A 14,569-nucleotide genomic window follows, 5' to 3' on the forward strand; every position below is an offset into this window, starting at 1 on the left:
GTCAGTGAATTCCGTAGGCATGGGTTCTAGGTGTTACATCCGGCTTGGCAGCGAGCTCGCTGGCCCCGGCGCTGTGGCGGTTGAGCAAGCGCTCGGTACGCGGGTACTGGCCATACTCGGCAATGAAACTCAGCAGCTCGGTGTAAGTGCGCGCACTGTGGCGCAAGGCTGCATCACGCAGCCCCTGAGGCAGGCGCACTTCCTGGCAGGCCTGCAGCAGTCGCTGGTGAGCAGCGCACAGGTAGTCGGCGCTTTCATGCGGCTGGTCAAGGCGCAGGTGCAGGTCAGCCAGGTTGTGGTGGGCGATGACGAATGCAGCCACCGCTTCGTCCACGTCATGCCAGCGCTCGAACAGCACCTGGGCCAACGCCAAGGCTTGCAGGTAGTGTTCCCGGGCGTCCACCAGTTCGCCTTGTTCGAATAGGCGGTTGGCAGTTTCCGTGGTGCGTTTCCAGTGCTGCATGGTTGTCTCCTGGGCGGTGACGCAGTGTCAGATTCCGCCGGCGGTGAGTTTTTCCGGGTCCAGCAGCGCTTCAAGCTGGTCGCGGGACAGGTCGGTGTGCTCCAGCGCCACATCGATGATTGGACGACCCTGCTTGTAGGCGGTCTTGGCGATTTCGGCGGCCTTGAGGTAGCCGATGATCGGATTCAACGCCGTGACCAGAATCGGGTTGCGCGCGAGGGCTTCCTTGAGTTTGTCTTCGTTGACCTTGAAGCTGGCGATGGCTTTGTCGGCCAGCAAGCGGCTGACATTGGCCATCAGCTCGATGCTTTCCAGCAGGTTGCGGGCGATCACCGGCAGCATCACGTTCAGCTCGAAGTTACCGGCTTGACCTGCGACGGCGATGGTCGCGTCGTTGCCAATCACTTGGGCGGCGACCATGGCAGTGGCCTCCGGGATCACCGGGTTGACCTTGCCTGGCATGATCGAAGAGCCCGGCTGCAGAGCTTGCAGCTCGATTTCGCCCAGACCGGCCAGCGGGCCGGAGTTCATCCAGCGCAGATCGTTGGCGATTTTCATCAACGCCACCGCAGTGGTCTTGAGCTGGCCAGACAAAGCCACGGCAGTGTCCTGCGAGCCGATCAGTGCGAACAGGTTCTGGCCGGGCGTGAACTCGATCTTGGTCAGGCCACTGAGCTGGCGAGCGAAACCGACCGCGAACTGCGGATGGGCGTTGATGCCGGTACCCACGGCGGTTCCGCCCTGGGCCAGCGCCTGCAAGCGCGGCAGTACCCCTTCGATGTGCGACTTGGCAGCATTGATCTGCGCAGCCCAGCCATCCAGCACCTGGCTCATGCGCACGGGCATCGCGTCCATCAGGTGAGTACGACCGGTCTTCACGAATTGATGTACTTGTGCCGACTTGACCTCGATCACCTGTACCAGGTGCGCCAGGGCTGGCAGCAACTGCTCGTGCAGGGCCAACGCGGCGCTGACATGGATGGTGGTCGGAATGATGTCATTGCTGCTCTGGCCACAGTTGACGTGGTCATTGGCATTGACCGCCTCACCCAGTACATGGGTAGCCAAGGTGGCGATCACCTCATTGGCGTTCATGTTCGAACTGGTGCCAGAGCCTGTCTGGAACACATCCACCGGGAAGTGCTGGATGAAGTCCTCGGCCAGCAATTGCTCGACAGCCTTGACGATAGCCTGGCCCTGCCCGGCAGACAGTTGCTCCAGTTCGACGTTGGCCTTGGCCGCAGCGGCCTTGGCCAGCAACAAGGCACGAATGAACTGGGCCGGCATACGCTGGCCGCTGATCGGGAAGTTGTCGACCGCGCGCTGGGTCTGGGCGCCGTAGAGGGCCTGGGCCGGCACCTGCAGCTCACCCATGCTGTCACGCTCGATACGGGTATCACTCATCATCAAATCCTTGCATCAGTTCATCGGGAGAAATCGAAGGCAGCAGGCGGCAATTGGCCAACTGCAAGGCGTAGGGTTGCCAGCGTTGGTTCTGTTCCTGGCGGTCGAGGTTGCGCAGGTCCAGCAGAGGGCGCCACGCCTGGTCCAGGCACAGACAACGCCAATGCCAGGGGAGCATGCGATCGCAGGCGGTATCCAGCAGCAGGCGAAACGCTGTCAGCGCCACCGTCCATGGCGAGGTTTCGGTGCAGCACACCAGATAGCGGCCTTCGGCCAGGTAATGCTCGATCAGGCGCGGCTCGTCGGGGTCGAGCGCACAGCGAATGCGCCGGCTGAGCCAGCGCCAGTTTTCCAGGTAGGGCAGTTCGCGGAGGACGGATTTCATGAACATCATCGCCGGGTTACTGGATAATGATATTCATTATTAAGTGATAAATAGAATCACTTCAAGAAAAAGGTGATGAAATAAAAACCCGGCGCGAGGGCCGGGTCTTCGGATTTGCAGGGAAAGGTGTAGTGCTGTTCCGGCCTCTTCGCGGGTGAACCCGCTCCTACAACGGCCTGTGTCCAACCCCGATGTACGTCCACCACCGTGTAGGAGCGGGTTTACCCGCGAAAGGGCCGGCGCAGGCTAAAGATCAGCTACCAGCAACGGTCATCCGCTCGATCAACACCGAGCCCGTATGAATATTGCTACGGGTTTCAAGATCGCTACCGATCGCGACAATCTGCTGGAACATGTCCTTCATGTTTCCGGCGATGGTGACTTCCTGTACGGCATGCTGAATCTCGCCATTCTCGACCCAGAACCCCGCCGCACCACGGGAATAGTCCCCCGTCACCATGTTCAAGCCATGCCCCATCAGTTCGGTCACCAGCAGCCCGCGCCCCATACGGCGAATCAGCGCGGCCTGATCTTCGACACCGTGGCTGACGAACAGGTTGTGCACGCCACCGGAATTGGCCGTACTCGGCAAACCCAGCTTGCGCCCCGAATAGGTACCCAGCAAGTACGACACCAGCTCGCCTTTGTCGACAAACGGTTTGGCATAGGTGGCCAGGCCATCACCGTCGAAGGCGGCGCTGCCCAACGCGCGCGGAATATGCGGGCGTTCGTCGAGGGTCAGCCAGGAAGGGAAAAGGCGCTGGCCAATGGTACCCTCCAGGAACGACGACTTGCGGTACAGGTTGCCGCCGGAAATGGCCGACAGGAAGCTGCCGAACAGGCCACCGGCCAATTCGGCCGAAAACAGCACCGGTACCTCGCAAGTCGGCACCGGTCGGGCGCCAAGGCGGCTGGCGGCACGCTGGGCAGCGCGCACGCCGATGCTGCTCGGGTCGGCCAGCAGGTTGCCCTGGCGGTTCACGTCGTACCAGTAGTCACGCTGCATCTGCCCGTCGCCTTCGGCAATCATCACGCAGCTCAGGCTGTGCCGGGTCGAGGCGTAACCACCGATGAACCCATGGCTGTTGCCATACACGCGGCAGCCTTGGTGGGTATTGAGGGTGGTGCCATCGGCGTTGAGGATGCGCGGGTCGGCGTCGAACGCCGCTGCCTCGCAGGCCAGGGCCATTTCGATGGCCTTCTCGGGCTCGATATCCCAGTCGTGGTACAGGTCCAGGTCCGGGATTTCACGCGCCATCAGCGCTGCGTCGGCCAAGCCCGAGCATTCATCCTCGGAGGTATGCCTGGCAATTGCCAACGCTGCGGCGACGGTCTCGCGAATCGCCTCCGGTCCACTGGCCGAGGTGCTGGCCGAACCTTTGCGCTGGCCAACATAAAGGGTGATACCAAAGCCCTGGTCGCGGTTGAACTCGACCGTTTCGACCTCACGCTGGCGTACGGTGGTGGACAGCCCTTGCTCCAGCGACACCGCCACTTCACAGGCACTGGCCCCCTGACGACGCGCCTCGGCGATGATCGCCTCGACCTGTTCCTGCAATGCTGGCAGGTCTTTCGGACCTACGCTCTGGACTGCACTCATGGTTCTCTCCACTCAAATTCTGCGTTCGGCTTGGGGTCATTCTACGACCGGGCCGGACAAGCGGCCCCCGACTGGTTATCATGGCGGCGATTTCTAGCGGACTGCCACCATGGTTGATTCAAACGACGACGCCTTCGACGGCGAAAAAAGCAAAACCCAGATCAAGCGCGAACTGCATGCGCTGGTCGAACTCGGCGAGCGGCTTACCACGCTCAAGGCCGATACCTTGGCGCGCCTGCCTTTGACCGACGAGCTGCGCAAGGCACTGGCTGAGGCCAGCAAGCACACCGCTCATGGCGCCCGTAAACGCCACATGTCGTTCGTCGGCAAGCTCATGCGCGTGCAAGACCTCGATGCCATCCATGCCTTGCTCGAACAGATGGACAGCTCGACTCGCCAGTACAACGAACGTTTCCACAGCCTGGAGCGCTGGCGTGACCGGTTGATCGACGGTAACGACGAAGACCTCGAGCGCTTCGTCAACGAGTACCCCGACACCGACCGCCAGCAGCTACGCTCGCTGGTGCGCCATGCCCAGCACGAGAAGGCGCGGAACAAGCCGCCTGCCGCCGCGCGCAAGGTGTTCAAGTACATCCGCGACCTCGACGAGTTGCAGCGCGGGTTGCGCTGACGGACTGGGGCCCTGTGGGAGCGGACGTGCCCGCTCCTGCAAGGGTCCCCGAAGCCATCAAGCCCCGGTACCGCCCACGGTAATCGCATCCAGTTTCAAGGTAGGCTGCCCCACCCCGACCGGCACCGACTGCCCGTCCTTTCCGCACGTTCCTACCCCGCTGTCCAGTGCCAGGTCGTTACCGACCATCGAAACCCGGCTCATCGCCTCGGGACCATTGCCGATCAGGGTTGCGCCCTTCACTGGCGCGGTAATCTTGCCGTCTTCGATCAGGTAGGCCTCACTGGTGGAGAACACGAACTTGCCGCTGGTGATATCCACCTGTCCACCACCGAGGTTGGCGCAGTAGATACCCTTCTTCACCGACGCGATGATCTCCTGTGGGTCGCTTTCGCCGGCTCGCATGTAGGTGTTGGTCATGCGTGGCATCGGCAGGTGCGCGTAGGATTCACGGCGGCCGTTGCCGGTCACAGCCATGCCCATCAGGCGCGCGTTCAGCTTGTCCTGCATGTACCCCTTGAGCACGCCATTCTCGATCAGCGTGGTGCATTCGGTCGGGGTGCCTTCGTCATCCACGCTCAACGAGCCGCGGCGGCCTTCGAGGGTGCCATCGTCGACGATGGTGCACAGGCTCGACGCCACCTTCTCGCCAATGCGGCCACTGAACGCCGAACTGCCCTTGCGGTTGAAGTCGCCTTCCAGGCCATGGCCGACCGCTTCGTGCAACAGCACGCCCGACCAGCCCGAGCCCAGCACCACCGGCAAGGTACCGGCCGGTGCCGGGATCGCTTCAAGATTCACCAGGGCCTGGCGCAGGGCCTCGCGCGCATAGCCCATCACCCGCTCTTCGGTAAAGAAACGGTAGTCGGTACGGCCGCCACCGCCCTGTCCGCCACGTTCGCGACGGCCATTCTGCTCGACGATGACACTGACATTGAAGCGCACCAGCGGGCGTACGTCGGCGGCCAGGCTGCCATCGGCCGCGGCAATCAGAATGCGTTCCCAGACCCCGGCCATGCTCACGCTGACTTGCTGAATGCGCGGGTCCAGGGCACGGGTGGCGGCATCGACACGCTTAAGCAGCTCGACCTTTTCGGCACGGCTGAGCACGTCCAGCGGATTGTCCGCGGTATACAGGGCGGCCACTTCCTGGCTGCGGAAGGCTTGCACCGTGCCGTTTTGCCCGGCACGGGAAATCGAACGGGCGGCACGGGCTGCCGAGGTCAACGCTTCGAGGTTGATCGCGTTGCTGTAGGCGAAGCCGGTTTTTTCGCCGGACTGGGCACGCACGCCCACGCCCTGGTCGAGGTTGAAGCTGCCCTCTTTGACGATGCCGTCTTCCAGCGCCCAGGTTTCCGAGATCTGGCCCTGGAAATACAGGTCGGCGGCATCGATGCCGGGGCCAGCCAACTCACCCAGCACGCTCTGCAGGCTGTCCAGGGTCAAGCCGCCTGGGGCCAGGAGCTGCTCACTGACGGTGGATAACATCTGGCTCATAGTCACTCCGAGGTATGCGCAGGCCGCAACGCGCCCTGCGAAAAAAAGCGCCGGTGCGATACCACCGGCATGCGCGTCCGAATGGACGCTTGTTCTTCAATGTCGCGCTCGGCAAGCAGTACCGCTTCACCTTGCGCCTGTTCTGCGAGAATGCGCCCCCAAGGGTCGACGATCGCCGCATGGCCATGGGTTTCCCGTGGGCCAGGGTGGGCACCGCCCTGTGCCGCAGCCAGCAGGTAACACTGGGTTTCGATGGCCCGGGCACGCACCAGCACCTCCCAATGTGCTGCGCCGGTCACTGCGGTAAAAGCTGCCGGTGCGGTGATCAGCTCCGCGCCGGCCGCGCGCAGCGCGCTGTACAGTTCGGGAAAGCGCAGGTCGTAACACACGCTCAGCCCCAGCCGACCGACCGGCGTATCAGCCACCACCACCTGAGCACCCTGTGCGTAGTCATCCGACTCGCGGTAACGGCCCCGGTTGTCGGCCACGTCCACATCAAACAAGTGCAGCTTGTCATACCTTGCCGCCACCTCGCCGTGTTCATCGACCAGCAGCGAGCACGCATGGGCCTTGGCATCGGGATGGCCGAACGGCGGCAAGGGCAAAGTACCGGCAACAATCCATAACTTGAGGTCGCGGGCGGTGCGTTTCAACCACGGCAGGATGGGCCCTTCCCCCAAGGCTTCGGCGCGGCCGATGGCAGCAGCGTCCTTGCGCCCCATGGCGGCAAAGTTTTCCGGCAGCACCGCCAACCGTGCGCCGCCCAATGCGGCCTGCTCCAACAGGGCACCGGCACGCTGCAGGTTGGTCTGCACGTCGTCCTGGCTGACCATCTGGATTACCGCTGCCTTCATGGGTACTCCTAGCGGGATTTCTCGAAAGGTTTCACAAATGTGATTCTAGGCTCTTTCCACGGCCCTTCGACACGGTAGTGCACGCTGGCAAAGCGTGACACGCGGTCACCGATCAGCCGATCGACCAGGAACAGCGCACCGCCCACCGCCGGCGCGCCGACGATCAACGCCGCCAGCGGCAGGTTGTTGGTCACCGGCAGGCTCACCTGCAAGTCAGCATCGACCCGGTCGCTGACCATGTCCAGCGTGCCGTCGAGCTCGAAGTTGCTCGACGGGCCGGTCACAGTAATCGGTTCGCGGGTCACGTACACGCCACTGCTGGCCACCAGCAAGCCCTTGACCCGGTCATAGGCCAGGCCCTTGTCAAACAGGTCGGAAAAGTCCAGACGCAGGCGCCGGCCAATCGAGTTGAAGTTGAGCAGGCCGAACACCCGCAGTGCCTGTGCGCTGCCTTCGACCTCGACGAACTGGCCGGTGCGCAGCGCCGCATCCATGCTGCCCGAGAAGCGCTTCAGGCCCACTGCGGCCGGCGAACCCGGCCAGCGGCCATCCACGTCCAGGCGGAAGTCGCGGCTGGTCACCGTCGGGGCAAAGCCCCAGGCGCTGAGCACATCCGCCAGGTTCTTGCCGTCAAGGCGCCCTTTGTACCAACTGCTGGTTTTACCCGTTTCCCCCTCCCAGCCACCACCGCCATCGATGCGCAACCCCTTGAGGTCGAGGTCGATATCACTGGCTGTAACGCCACGTGGGGTCGGCCGCAGCTTGATCGCGGCACTACCGTAAAGATCGTCACCGCGATAGAGCTTGTCGATGCTCAGGTCCAGTGCCGGGACTTTGCGCGGATCGAACGAGGCCAGCGGGTCGGGGCCGTCTTCAGCCTGCTGTTCAGCGGCGCTGGCGGCAGGCAGCCGCAAGGTCTGCATGCGCACGACCACGGGCGCGCCCTTGGCATCCGGTACGCGCGCATTACCAATGACTTCCTTGCTGTCGAGGCGCAAATCCCAGGCCGGGCCGCCCCGGGCCAGGCGGACCACGGCCTGGTTCAGGTCCATGCCGAAGGCTTTCAACTGGCCGATGCTCAGGTCGACGCTTTGCAGGTTCTGCCGCGCGCTGCCACCGGGGTCGTCCCCAGCCAGCCGGCCCGCCTGCTCTTGCCAAGGGGCCAGGTCCAGGGTCTCCAGGCGCCCGCGCACCCTCAGCCCCTGGCTGGCAGGTACCCGGGCGTCGCCTGTGCCCAGCACTAGCTCGCCGCGGCCCTGGGTCAAGTTTTCAGCCGGTGCAGCATAGGCAAAGCGGGCAAGGTCGGCGTAGGCAGCATCGAATTGCCGCTCCGGGCCCTGAAGGCTCATGCTGAAACGGCTGTCACGGGTATCAGCTGCCGCTTTGCCGAACGGAGCCGGCAGGTCGATGGCCAGCCCCTTGAGGCTGGAAGTGACACTCAGGCGGTTGTCCCGGCTCCCCAGACTGAGCTGCAACTGATAGGGCAGGTCACCGGAGGCCGGCAAGGCCTGCTTGAACTGCAGCCAGTCAGTCAGCGTCTTGAGCGATACCTGGCCATTGGCATTGATGCGGGTCTGCATCTGCCCAGCCTGACCTTCAGCGGTTATTTGCGCCGTTACCGGCTTGCCAAAGGCCTGCAGGCTGATGCCCTTGCCACTCAGGCCCTTGTCGAAGTCGAAGCTGAAGTCGCCCTTCAGGCGATTCAACTCCAGGCTTGGCGGGGCAACTTTCAGGCGCGCATCGTGGGTGGCGAAGTCCACCTGCACCTTTGGGCGCTGCCCATGGGCCAGCGGGATATCGAGCTTGACCTTGCCCTTCAGCGGCCCCTCACCTTCCCAGCCGGCGAAAATCTCCCCGGTGCCGATTGGCGCTTCCTTGAGAATCTTCAGGCCATCACCCAGGCTACCGTCGAAGTCGCCATCCAGGTAGAGATGGCTGTGCTGGTCGCCGTCGACATGCGGGATATCGACATTCACATCGCTGACCTTGGTGTCGAGCAGCACGCCCTGCTGAGCCTTGATGCGCACACCACTGTCCTCGATGAACACATCGCCATCGACATGCTGCACCTGTGGCCAACCGGGCTGGAAGTCCAGCGCGGCGTCATGCACCTTGAAGAACAGGCTGATGCTGCGCGCTTGCGGGGATGCGCCATGGTTCAGCGAGCCCTGATACTGGAAGTAGCCTTCATCCACAGCGCCTTTGACGATAGCGCTGCGCAGCCACTCGTCGAGGGCCGGGCTGAGCACCTCGGGCAGATACTTGGCAGTATAGCGGCCATCGCCTTCGGTCAGGCCGACGCGCAGGTCCATGTAGTCCTCGCGGCCTTCCTCGAACAACAGGCGAATCAGGAAGTCACCGGCGATCTTGCCCTCCTCGCCCAGCACCTTGAGGTAGGGCGCAATCAGGGTGAAACCGTCTTTGTCCAAGGTCCAGGTCAAGCGCGCATTCGCCTTCTGGTAATGCCAGGGCTTGGCGAAGATCGGGTACAGATGCAGCATGAACGCATCGGTATCCAGGCGCAGTTCGCCGTGGCCCAGGTCACCACTGATGCTGCCACTGACGTTACCGGCCGCCGGGGCGTTGTGATAAGCATCGAAGCCTACCTTCTCCAGGTTGGCTGCGAACTGCAGCCGCTGGTCACCCTCGGCCTTGGGCCTGGCCTCGAGGCGCACATTGCGCAACGCACCGGTCACCTTCAAGCCATCGACCACATCCTTGACCTTGTCCGACAGGGGGGCGAGGGCATCGATCAGCGGAGTCAGCGGGGTGAGGTCGAGGCGGTCGGCCTGTAACTGCCAGCTTTCATCGGCTGCATTCTGGCCAGGGCGCTGCTGCAACTGCAGGTGAGACTCCCAGCGGGCCTTGCCGAGGTCCATGGCCAACGAGTCGACGACCACATCGAAGCCTTGCTCCCGGCGCTGGAACCAGGCGCCCAAAGCCAGATTATTCAGGTTGGCAGCCTTGCGCCCGGCATAGGCCCCCTCCAGCCTGGGTGCATTGAGCCTTACGACGGCCCGTTGCAACTGCCCCTTGCCCCAGCCGATCCAGAACTCACCGCCCGCCCGCAGGGTGTCAGCATGCCACTGCCCCAACACCCTGGGCGGCAACCAATGTGCCCAGTCACTTTGCGGCAGGCTCACATAGGCTTCTACCTCGCCATCACGCCAGGCCTCGGCCGACATACGGCTGTTCAGGCTCAACGCCAGGGGCTGGCCGTCAGGCAGGGTCGCACGCAAATCCAGGGCCTGGCGTTTAGCACCGGCCTGCAGGCCGGCACTCACATATGTCAGGGTCAGCGGGTCGCGCTGCCAGGGGTGCAGGGTGACCAGACTGTCGAACACATCGATGCGCCCCAGCTGGCGCAGGCGCTGCAGCAAGTCGGCAGGGTCCAGCGGCGCGTCGTCCTTCTTCGGCAGGCCTTCCAGGTTCCAGGCGCCCTGCTCGTTCTCGCGAAGGATCAGTTGCAGCCCGCCCAGCTGGATGCGCGCCAGGCGCACTTCGCGGGCGGTGAGGCTGGCCCAGATGTCGGGCACCACCATGACGTCATCCAGCCGGAGCGCCTTGGTGCCTTCGCCCAATTGCAAGTCGCGCACCCGCAGCACAGGGGCCAGTCCGCTCCAGTGCCCTTCCAGGGCACCGACATGCACGGGCAGGCCCAGCGCCTGCTCGGCCTTGCTTTCTACGTCAGCACGGTACTCGGCTACCAGCGGCACCAGTTCACGACCAAGGCTGACATACAGCGCCACCAATACGGCCAGCAGGGCACATATGCCCAACCCCCAGCGGGTCAGAGCAACAAGAACGCGGTTCAGACGTCCCATGGCCATGGCCCTCCAAGTCGTTTATCCATGATGGCCCGTCGTGCCGGTTTTGCCAGCGCGACGATGCAGTGGCGTGTTTCAGAAGACCTCAGAGCAGCACCACGTCGTATTGTTCCTGCGAATACATCGACTCGACCTGGAAGCGAATGGTTCGACCGATGAAAGCTTCCAGTTCCGCCACGTTGCCTGACTCTTCATCCAGCAGGCGGTCGACCACCTTCTGGTTGGCCAGCACACGGTAGCCTTCAGCCTGATAGGCACGGGCCTCACGCAGGATCTCGCGGAATATTTCGTAACAGATGGTCTCGGGCGTTTTCAGCTTGCCGCGGCCCTGACAGGCCAGGCACGGCTCGCAAAGCACCTGTTCCAGGCTTTCCCGCGTGCGCTTGCGGGTCATCTGCACCAGGCCCAGCTCGGTGATGCCGATGATGTTGGTCTTGGCGTGATCGCGCTCCAGCTGTTTTTCCAGGGTACGCAGTACCTGGCGCTGGTGATCTTCGTCTTCCATGTCGATGAAGTCGATGATGATGATGCCGCCAATGTTGCGCAGGCGCAGTTGTCGGGCGATGGCGGTAGCAGCCTCGAGGTTGGTCTTGAAGATGGTTTCTTCGAGGTTGCGATGGCCGACGAAAGCCCCGGTATTGACATCGATGGTGGTCATCGCTTCGGCCGGGTCGACCACCAGGTAACCGCCGGACTTCAACGGCACCTTGCGCTCCAGAGCCCGCTGGATCTCGTCTTCGACGCCGTACAGGTCAAAGATTGGGCGCTCGCCCGGGTAGTGTTCGAGGCGGTCGGCAATTTCCGGCATCAACTCGCCGACGAACTGCGTGGTCTTCTGGAAGGTTTCCCGCGAGTCGATGCGGATCTTCTCGATCTTCGGGTTGACCAGGTCGCGCAGGGTACGCAGGGCCAGGCCAAGGTCTTCGTAAATGACCGTGGGCGCGCCGCAGGTCTTGATCTGGGTGCCAATCTGCTCCCACAGGCGGCGCAGGTAACGGATGTCCTGCAAGATCTCCTCGGCACGCGCGCCTTCGGCGGCGGTGCGCAAGATGAAGCCGCCGGCATCCTTGATGTTTTCGCCATCCATGCAGTCGCTGACCACTTGCTTGAGGCGCTCACGCTCGGCTTCGTCCTCGATTTTCAGCGAAATACCGACATGGCTGCTGCGTGGCATGTACACCAGGTAACGCGACGGAATCGATAGCTGGGTGGTCAGGCGTGCACCCTTGGTGCCGATCGGGTCCTTGGTCACCTGCACCACCAGGGCCTGGCCTTCATGTACCAGTGCGGTGATGTTCTCTACCGCCGAGCCTTCGCGCTGGGAGATTTCCGAGGCATGGATAAACGCTGCGCGTTCGAGGCCAATGTCGACGAAGGCCGCCTGCATGCCTGGCAGCACACGCACCACCTTGCCCTTGTAGATATTGCCGACGATGCCACGGCGCTGGGTGCGCTCGACGTGCACCTCCTGCAGCACCCCGTTTTCCACCACCGCCACACGTGACTCCATCGGGGTGATGTTGATCAGGATCTCTTCACTCATGGCAGGCTCTCGTCAAAGGTTCTTCTAATGATGGATGGCGTATGCACTGCTGGCTACTGCGGGTTTGTTACCTCTGGCGTATGCGCGAGCGACTGCCAGCAGGCGATGCCGAACTGGCCAAGCAAATCGGCCGTTTCACAGAGTGGCAAGCCGACCACCGCCGAATAGCTGCCGGAAAGGCCGCTGACGAAGACCGCACCCAGCCCTTGGATGGCATAGCCGCCAGCCTTGTCAGATGGCTCGCCGCTGGCCCAATAGCGTTGCGCTTCATCAGTGCTGATGGCGCGAAAGCGCACCGTGCTGGTCACGCAAAAACTGTGCACACGCTGGCCATCGTCCAGGGCGACAGCGGTCAGCACCTGATGCTCACGGCCTGACAGGTCAGCCAGCATGGCCAAGGCATCTTCACGGTTTTCCGGTTTGCCGAGAATACGACCATCGAGCACCACGGCAGTGTCTGCGCCGAGCACTACAGCCGGGCCGTCGACACTGACCAGGCCGGCGGCGGCCTTTGCCCGGGCCAGGCGCTCGACGTAGGCAGGGGCGCTTTCGCTGGGTAGCGGAGATTCATCGACCGGGGCACTGATGACAATGAACGGCACGCCGATCTGCGTCAGCAGTTCACGACGACGGGGCGAGCCTGAAGCCAGGTATAGCGGGGTCATGCAGACATCTCCCTGTCAGTGGCGCGTTGCCGTCAGTTGATGTGCAAGCGTCGACGCAGGTCGCGCAAGGCAAAGCTGATCCAAGGCCAGAGCAAGGCGCTGATCACCGCCGACCAGACCAGCGCCAGGGTGGGCAGTCGGTTGCCGGTCAGTGCACTGAGCCACAGCTGGATCAACTGGGCGATACCGAAGATCACCAGAATGACCAGGCTTTGCTGCCACATGGGGAACATGCGCAGACGCTGCTGCAGGGACAGCACCAAGAAGGTGATGAGGGTAAGGACCAGCGCATTCTGCCCCAGCAGCGTGCCATACAGCACGTCCTCGGCAAGGCCCAGCACGAATGCCGTGGTCATGCCGACCTTGTTCGGCACGGCAAGGGTCCAGAACGACACCAGCAAGGCCAGCCACATGGGCCGGAACACTTCCATGAACTGCGGCATGGGGGAAACGCTGAGCAGCAGGCCGATGGCGAACGTAAGCCAGATGACCCAGCCGTTATTGCGGCGTGATGCAGCCATCATTGCCTCCGGGGTTGAGCGGGTGCGGCCGGCGTGGCAGGTGCAGCAGACGGGGCTGCTGGCTGCGCGACCGGAGTGGCCGGTGCTGCCGGTGTGACCGACGCAGCAGGCGTGCCAGCGGCGGGTGCGACCTGATCACGGGTAGCGGCCGGCTGGCCAGCAGGTGCAGCGCCCTTGCGGTCAGCCTCTTCCTGGGCAATGGCGGCATCGGTGGCGCGCTGCTCCGGGCTACGCCGGTCACTGAACACCAGCAACATATAGCGGCTGCGGTTGAGCGCGGCGGTGGGGATGGCACGGACGATGGCAAAGGGTTGGCCGGAATCGTGGATCACTTCGTTGACCGTGGCCACCGGGTAGCCGGCAGGAAAGCGCTGCCCCATGCCGGAACTGACCAGCAGGTCGCCTTCCTTGATGTCGGCAGTGTCGGCCACATGCCGCAACTCCAGGCGCTCCGGGTTGCCAGTGCCGCTGGCGATGGCACGCAGACCGTTGCGGTTGACCTGCACCGGAATGCTGTGGGTGGTATCGGTCAGCAACAGCACCCGCGCGGTATAGGGCATCAACTCTACGACCTGGCCCATCAGGCCGCGGGCATCGAGCACCGGCTGGCCCAGGAACACACCATCACGCTCACCCTTGTTGATCAGAATGCGGTGGGTAAACGGGTTGGGGTCGACACCGATCAGCTCGGCCACTTCAACCTTTTCGTTGACCAGCGCCGAAGAGTTGAGCAACTCGCGCAGCCGCACGTTCTGCTCGGTCAGGGCCGCCAGCTTCTGCAGGCGCCCCTGCAGCAGCAGGGCTTCGGTCTTGAGCTTCTCGTTTTCGGCAATCAGCTCGGTGCGGCTACCGAACTGGCCGGCAACACCTTGCCAGGCACGCTGTGGCAAATCGGTGATCCAGTACGACTCCATCAGCACCAGGCCCATCTGGCTGCGCACGGGTTTGAGCACGTCAAAGCGCGCGTCGACAACCATCAACGCGACCGACATCACCACCAGAACGAGCAGGCGAACGCCCAGCGAAGGGCCCTTGGAGAAAAGCGGTTTAATGGGCCGTTCCTCGTGGACGACTCAGGAGGTCATTGGACATGGAACAACGCACCAGCCTGGTTGCGGGTTGACGGATACGGCGCCCCAAACGGGCGCCAGCCCAGCGCATACAGGTAGCACTGTACGT

12 protein-coding genes are annotated in these 14,569 nt (G+C 63.2%); 1 reads left to right on the plus strand and 11 read right to left on the minus strand.

The features are described 5' to 3' along the window. Nucleotide 1: 1 nt before the first annotated feature. From ACF8FB_RS02000 to pmbA, 4 genes are all read right to left on the minus strand, one after another. On the minus strand, nucleotides 2-463 hold the full coding sequence (locus ACF8FB_RS02000; protein WP_010952141.1) for a hypothetical protein: 462 nt from the start codon (nucleotides 461-463) through the stop codon (nucleotides 2-4). 27 nt (nucleotides 464-490) lie between these two features. Beyond that, entirely contained in the window at nucleotides 491-1,867 is a 1,377-nt protein-coding gene (locus tag ACF8FB_RS02005) for a class II fumarate hydratase (RefSeq protein ID WP_392510957.1), read from the minus strand. Then, complete coding sequence (locus ACF8FB_RS02010; RefSeq protein WP_012051310.1) at nucleotides 1,860-2,261, minus strand: hypothetical protein; 402 nt, start codon at nucleotides 2,259-2,261, stop codon at nucleotides 1,860-1,862. The genes ACF8FB_RS02005 and ACF8FB_RS02010 overlap by 8 nt, the downstream gene beginning before the upstream one ends. Nucleotides 2,262-2,505: 244 nt before the next feature. After that, nucleotides 2,506-3,852: a metalloprotease PmbA gene (gene pmbA / locus ACF8FB_RS02015; protein WP_014861686.1), complete on the minus strand. Its 1,347-nt coding sequence runs from the start codon at nucleotides 3,850-3,852 to the stop codon at nucleotides 2,506-2,508. Nucleotides 3,853-3,961: 109 nt separating this feature from the next. On the opposite strand from pmbA, the gene yjgA reads away from it, so the two are divergent. After that, entirely contained in the window at nucleotides 3,962-4,483 is a 522-nt protein-coding gene (gene yjgA / locus ACF8FB_RS02020) for a ribosome biogenesis factor YjgA (RefSeq protein WP_003255152.1), read from the plus strand. Between the two features lie 57 nt (nucleotides 4,484-4,540). Here the strand turns inward: yjgA and tldD are convergent, their stop codons facing one another. The 7 genes from tldD to mreC all read right to left on the minus strand — a co-directional run bounded on the left by tldD (nucleotide 4,541) and on the right by mreC (nucleotide 14,442). Then, nucleotides 4,541-5,980 carry a metalloprotease TldD gene (gene tldD, locus ACF8FB_RS02025; protein WP_010952138.1) on the minus strand — a complete coding sequence of 480 codons (1,440 nt, stop codon included), beginning with the start codon at nucleotides 5,978-5,980 and terminating at the stop codon, nucleotides 4,541-4,543. Nucleotides 5,981-5,982: 2 nt separating this feature from the next. After that, nucleotides 5,983-6,834 (minus strand): carbon-nitrogen hydrolase family protein, encoded by an 852-nt coding sequence (locus tag ACF8FB_RS02030; RefSeq protein WP_010952137.1) that lies wholly within the window; start codon nucleotides 6,832-6,834, stop codon nucleotides 5,983-5,985. Between the two features lie 8 nt (nucleotides 6,835-6,842). Beyond that, on the minus strand, nucleotides 6,843-10,664 hold the full coding sequence (locus tag ACF8FB_RS02035; RefSeq protein WP_392509180.1) for a YhdP family protein: 3,822 nt from the start codon (nucleotides 10,662-10,664) through the stop codon (nucleotides 6,843-6,845). An 82-nt stretch (nucleotides 10,665-10,746) separates the two neighbouring features. Beyond that, on the minus strand, nucleotides 10,747-12,204 hold the full coding sequence (gene rng, locus ACF8FB_RS02040; RefSeq protein WP_010952135.1) for a ribonuclease G: 1,458 nt from the start codon (nucleotides 12,202-12,204) through the stop codon (nucleotides 10,747-10,749). 53 nt (nucleotides 12,205-12,257) lie between these two features. Continuing rightward, entirely contained in the window at nucleotides 12,258-12,869 is a 612-nt protein-coding gene (locus ACF8FB_RS02045; RefSeq protein ID WP_010952134.1) for a nucleoside triphosphate pyrophosphatase, read from the minus strand. Nucleotides 12,870-12,901: 32 nt separating this feature from the next. Then, on the minus strand, nucleotides 12,902-13,390 hold the full coding sequence (gene mreD / locus ACF8FB_RS02050; RefSeq protein ID WP_003255161.1) for a rod shape-determining protein MreD: 489 nt from the start codon (nucleotides 13,388-13,390) through the stop codon (nucleotides 12,902-12,904). Then, on the minus strand, nucleotides 13,390-14,442 hold the full coding sequence (gene mreC / locus ACF8FB_RS02055) for a rod shape-determining protein MreC (protein ID WP_079732573.1): 1,053 nt from the start codon (nucleotides 14,440-14,442) through the stop codon (nucleotides 13,390-13,392). Before mreC ends, mreD begins: the two co-directional genes overlap by 1 nt. Nucleotides 14,443-14,569 lie beyond the last annotated feature (127 nt).

This window comes from Pseudomonas sp. yb_2, from assembly GCF_043103905.1.
GTDB lineage: Bacteria > Pseudomonadota > Gammaproteobacteria > Pseudomonadales > Pseudomonadaceae > Aquipseudomonas > Aquipseudomonas alloputida.

Excerpts from the sequence above, each read along its gene's own strand:
- ACF8FB_RS02000 (WP_010952141.1), bottom strand. The coding sequence starts at position 463 with ATGCAGCACTGGAAACGCACCACGGAAACTGCCAACCGCCTATTCGAA.
- ACF8FB_RS02005 (WP_392510957.1), bottom strand. The coding sequence starts at position 1,867 with ATGAGTGATACCCGTATCGAGCGTGACAGCATGGGTGAGCTGCAGGTG.
- ACF8FB_RS02010 (WP_012051310.1), bottom strand. The coding sequence starts at position 2,261 with ATGATGTTCATGAAATCCGTCCTCCGCGAACTGCCCTACCTGGAAAAC.
- pmbA (WP_014861686.1), bottom strand. The coding sequence starts at position 3,852 with ATGAGTGCAGTCCAGAGCGTAGGTCCGAAAGACCTGCCAGCATTGCAG.
- yjgA (WP_003255152.1), top strand. The coding sequence starts at position 3,962 with ATGGTTGATTCAAACGACGACGCCTTCGACGGCGAAAAAAGCAAAACC.
- tldD (WP_010952138.1), bottom strand. The coding sequence starts at position 5,980 with ATGAGCCAGATGTTATCCACCGTCAGTGAGCAGCTCCTGGCCCCAGGC.
- ACF8FB_RS02030 (WP_010952137.1), bottom strand. The coding sequence starts at position 6,834 with ATGAAGGCAGCGGTAATCCAGATGGTCAGCCAGGACGACGTGCAGACC.
- ACF8FB_RS02035 (WP_392509180.1), bottom strand. The coding sequence starts at position 10,664 with ATGGCCATGGGACGTCTGAACCGCGTTCTTGTTGCTCTGACCCGCTGG.
- rng (WP_010952135.1), bottom strand. The coding sequence starts at position 12,204 with ATGAGTGAAGAGATCCTGATCAACATCACCCCGATGGAGTCACGTGTG.
- ACF8FB_RS02045 (WP_010952134.1), bottom strand. The coding sequence starts at position 12,869 with ATGACCCCGCTATACCTGGCTTCAGGCTCGCCCCGTCGTCGTGAACTG.
- mreD (WP_003255161.1), bottom strand. The coding sequence starts at position 13,390 with ATGGCTGCATCACGCCGCAATAACGGCTGGGTCATCTGGCTTACGTTC.